4 protein-coding genes are annotated in these 4,590 nt (G+C 50.2%); all 4 read left to right on the plus strand.

The genetic code is table 11. The features are described 5' to 3' along the window. The first annotated feature begins 188 nt into the window (after positions 1–188). The 4 genes from Q0231_RS05725 (at position 189) to Q0231_RS05740 (ending at position 4,245) form a co-directional block, all read left to right on the plus strand. Positions 189–1,238 (plus strand): substrate-binding domain-containing protein, encoded by a 1,050-nt coding sequence (locus tag Q0231_RS05725; RefSeq protein WP_299346169.1) that lies wholly within the window; start codon positions 189–191, stop codon positions 1,236–1,238. Between the two features lie 82 nt (positions 1,239–1,320). Then, positions 1,321–2,274, plus strand: coding sequence for an ABC transporter permease (locus Q0231_RS05730; RefSeq protein ID WP_269392432.1), 954 nt, complete (start codon positions 1,321–1,323; stop codon positions 2,272–2,274). Between the two features lie 8 nt (positions 2,275–2,282). Continuing rightward, complete coding sequence (locus Q0231_RS05735) at positions 2,283–3,488, plus strand: alanine racemase (protein ID WP_299346174.1); 1,206 nt, start codon at positions 2,283–2,285, stop codon at positions 3,486–3,488. Between the two features lie 4 nt (positions 3,489–3,492). Then, positions 3,493–4,245, plus strand: coding sequence for an ATP-binding cassette domain-containing protein (locus Q0231_RS05740; protein WP_269392430.1), 753 nt, complete (start codon positions 3,493–3,495; stop codon positions 4,243–4,245). The last annotated feature ends 345 nt before the right edge of the window (positions 4,246–4,590 follow it).

Consider the following 4,590-nt stretch of genomic DNA (forward strand, 5'->3'; position numbering starts at 1 on the left):
AAGCACCGTTCCTAATTGAAAGACTTGGGTGCCCAACTATCTATTGTGCGCCCGGAAATATCGCGAATTGTCATACGCTGGAGGAGCGTATTTCAATCGATGAATATCTTACCGGCATCATTGCTTTCGCGGAGTTCATCGTCAGTTTTTGCGAGATCGAAAACCAATAGTAACGAGGAGAAATCAATATGCACTATCTATCGAAAACCGCTCTATCTGCGGTTGTCGCTTTGGCATTATCTGGCTCAGCATGGGCACAAACAGTTGGCCCAAATGGCGAAGCCGCAACCCCATCGTCAGAAGTAACAGTTGCAGACAGTGACGTTGCCGCGCTTAAGGCAGGTAACTACAAGGCGGCGTTTGTTTGGCATGATCAGTCAGATTTTGTAAGCGCCGTTTCATTGGGTGCAACGGATGAATTTGACCGTTTAGGCATTGAAGTTGTAGCAACAACCAACGCGGGATTTGATACTGCAAAACAGCGCAGCGATATCGAAACCGTCATGGCAAAATCGCCAAACATCGTGTTGGCCTTGCCGCTCGATCCTGTTGCATCTGCCGCTGCATTTAAAGAAGCAACCGAAACTGGCGTACAATTGGTGTTCTTATCTAACGTACCGGCAGGCTACGAACATGGTGAGCAATATGCATCTATTGTAACCGACGATCTTTTCCAGATGGGTAAGCAAGCCGCTGATGCACTGGCAGCAAATATGGGCGGAAAAGGCTCAGTTGGATGGATCTTCCACGATGCCACATATTATGTGACCAACCAGCGCGACAACGCTTTTAAGACAACAATCGAAAACGATTATCCTGACATGGAAATTGTTGCTTCCGCTGGCATCAGCGACCCTGCACGGGCTGAAGAAATTGCCAATGCGATGTTGCTCAAGCACCCAGATCTTGGTGGCATTTACGTAACATGGGCCGGTCCCGCTGAGGGCGTCTTGTCTGCACTTCGCACCAATGGCAACAAAGACACCAAGATCGTAACGCTTGATCTGTCTGAACCAATCGCACTCGACATGGTTCGTGGTGGAAACGTTGCTGCATTGGTTGCAGACGAGGCATATGAACTTGGCCGCGCCATGGCAGCATCAGCTGCACGCGGGTTACTTGGCCAATCCAGCCCAGCATTTGTAGTGGCACCTGCTGTGACCGTGACCAATAAAAACATAAATGAAGGCTGGATGCTTTCACTTCACCGCGAAGCACCAAAGAGCCTGACCCAATAACTCCCTTTGACCTAGCTGGGGGCGGCATCGCTGCCCCCATTTTTGCGGTTTACCCCGCCGCTCGCATTACAGGATTTTGCAAATGCAAAAGCTAGCCCAACTCTCACAGAAGCTGAATTTGACACAATATGTGGTTTATATTGGCTTTCTATTGATCTTCGTGTTCTTCGCCATAACTTTAGGCGATGATGGGTTTTTGACCCAGCGGAACTTGGTCAACATCGCCCTACAAACCGCTCCCACAACAATTATGGCGATAGGATTGGTGTTCGTCCTCGCAGCCGGAGAAATCGATCTGTCCTTTGGCTCGATTGTTGCTGTTTCTGCGCTCGCGAGCGCTGTTGTGCTTGGCGAGCAACCACTGTTTTTTGGCATTTTGGCAGGATTAGGCGTTGGAGTTGCAATTGGATTTTTCAACGGCATACTCGTCGCTTATTTGCGCTTGCCGTCTTTCCTTGTGACATTGGCAACTATGGGCCTATTTGCTGGCATTGCCCGCACCATGACGGACCTTAGGTCTGTGCCCGTTCTTAATTCAACTTTCACTGATTTATTCGGCTCCGGTTCGCTCTTTGGTGTACCTTCACTTGTTTTGTGGACCATCGGCGCAGTTGCGCTAGGTCATTTCGTATTCCGCGAAACCAAATTCGGCGCACACGTCTTGGCCACAGGCGACAATCCGCGCGCGGCGCAAGTTTCTGGCATCAAGGTTCCGCGTGTTCGCATGCTGGTGATGATGGTTTGTGGCGCTTGTGCTGGCCTTGCAGGTCTACTTTATGCCGGTCGTTTGCAATCAGCGCGATACACGTTGGGCGAAAGTGACCTAATGACCGTAATCGCTGCGGTGATCATAGGCGGCACTGCACTGAATGGCGGGAAAGGTACGATCATTGGCGCCCTAGTCGGCTCGCTTATGATGGGCATGCTCAATAATGGCCTTATATTGATGGGCCTTTCTGTTTCGGACCAAATGATCGTCCGAGGATTAATAATTCTGATTGCAGTCGCCATTTCATTGCGCGACGTAAACCGATAGGAGCATCCATGTTTCTCGACCTTATTCGAAGAAGAAACCCAAAACTCATCGAGACAGCTATCGCTTTGCATCAGGCAGGCAAAATCCCTGCCAATGCATATGTTCTCGACTTGGATGCCGTGGAGCATAACGCCGCAATATTGCGCGCGGAAGGCGATCGTTTGGGCATGAAGGTCTTTGCCATGACCAAACAGGTTGGACGCAATTCAGGATTTTGCCAAGCAGCTGTGCGCGGCGGCGTCGATCGTGCAGTTGCCGTGGATGTTGCCTGCGCGGTGGCTTGCACTCGGGCCGGTTTGCCAGTGGGTCATGTTGGTCATCTCGTGCAAGTTCCTAAATTCGAAGCTGATCTTGTTGCGAGTTACATCAAACCAGACTATTGGACGATCTTTAGCATTGAAAAGGCACGGGAAGCGGCGGCGGCCGCAAAAAAAGCTGGACGTGTTCAAGATTTGCTTGTCCGCATTAAAGCTGACGGAGACACTTTCTACTCAGGCCATGAAGGCGGTGTGAAAGCCGAAGAGATAGTGGCCTTTGCCCGTGTCGTCGATCAGTTAGATGGTGCACGGTTTGCTGGCATCACGACTTTCCCCGCTCTGCTCTTCAACCAAGAAAGCAACGAGGTCTTGCCAACTCACAACCTTTCCACCTTGGAAGCGGCTGCCATGGCTCTAGTGGATGCAGGCTACAACGATATAGAAATCAATGCGCCTGGCACCACGTCTTCCGTTGTTCTTGAAGCTTTGGCGAACGCAGGTGCAACCCAATGTGAGCCTGGCAATGCCTTGCATGGGACCACCCCATTACACGCCGTTAAAGACCTGCCTGAACTTCCAGCTGCGGTTTACCTCAGCGAAGTCTCCCATCTGCATGAAGATAAAGCCTATTGCTTTGGCGGCGGTCTATATATTGATCCCGTGTTTCCAGACTATGACTTGAAGGCAATTGTGTCTTCAACGCCAACGGCTCAAGCAAACGCACTCGCAAGCGTTGAAATTCCACCAACAAGCGCAATCGATTATTACGGCATGATTGATGCGACACAAAATGTTTCACCCAAATCTGGTGATAGCGTTGTGTTCGGCTTTAGAGGGCAGGCATTTGTAAAGCGCGGATACACTGTAGGCGTGTCAGGCATTTCCAAAGATACGCCAAAAGTTGTGACAATCGAGAATATTTTTGGTCAAGAAGAAGCTTGGCCCAACCTAAGGTAGTCAAATGAATAGTCAAACTGTTGATGTGCCTCAGGACGTACTGCGGCTTGAAAATATCCACAAATCCTTCGGTGGTGTGGTCGCAATTGAGGACTTTTCGCTCGATCTGAAAGCGGGAGAGATTGTTGCACTTGTTGGTGACAATGGGGCTGGTAAATCGACCCTGATTAAGATCATATCAGGTGTATACACCCCTACAACCGGCACCATTTCGTTTGACGGAGATGAGGTCAATTTCAAAGACGCGACACAAGCACGCGCGTCTGGTATTGAGGTTGTTTATCAAGACCTTGCATTGGCTGATGAGCAGGCTGTTTACATGAATATGTTTCTTGGTCGCGAGCAAACACGTGGGCCACTTTTCCAGTTGGACCGCAAGAAAATGATTGCTGAGACCGAGCAGCTCGTTGAAGATCTTGACGTTCGCATCCCCTCTGCTCGAACCACCATTCGCAATCTGTCAGGTGGACAACGCCAAGGTGTTGCAATCGCCAGAGCAACCCATTGGGCAAAAAAACTGGTTTTGCTGGATGAGCCAACAGCGGCACTGGGTGTGGCAGAAACAGCAAAGGTTGAAAAGCTTGTCGCAAGCCTCAAAGAGCGCGACCTCGCTGTCCTCATCATTAGTCACAGTCTAGACCAAGTATTTCGCCTCTCCGACCGCATCTGCGTCCTGCGCCGTGGTCAGCAAATTGGCATTCGAGAAACGGTAAAGACAGACAAAAATGAGATTGTATCGATGATCACAGGGGTCTAGTTGCGTTTGTGGCGGCAAGTCGCCACAATGCTGCGCCAAGCGGAGGCATTCGTCCATTTACCACCGGACTACGGTCCCAGTAAAATTCGACGAGTGATCAATCTCCGCCTACTTGATAAGCGGGCTACAAATCGCGCCGTGGTTAATAAGTCGAGACGGCCGCCTTTCGATGATTGAGAGGTTTTGTCAGTGCACGATGTCGGCTTTAGGGAAATTGAAGTGCTATATTTATTTTGCGGCTAAGGTCGGTTCTGGGCCGCGAATGCAAGATACTGATTAGTGGGGCGCAACCCAGAAAAATAGTCGCTCAGATAGTATTGCTTTGCGATACGCCAATCGCAGGGC

It is taken from the genome of uncultured Maritalea sp. (assembly GCF_937139385.1).
Classification (GTDB): Bacteria; Pseudomonadota; Alphaproteobacteria; order Rhizobiales; family Devosiaceae; genus Maritalea; species Maritalea porphyrae_A.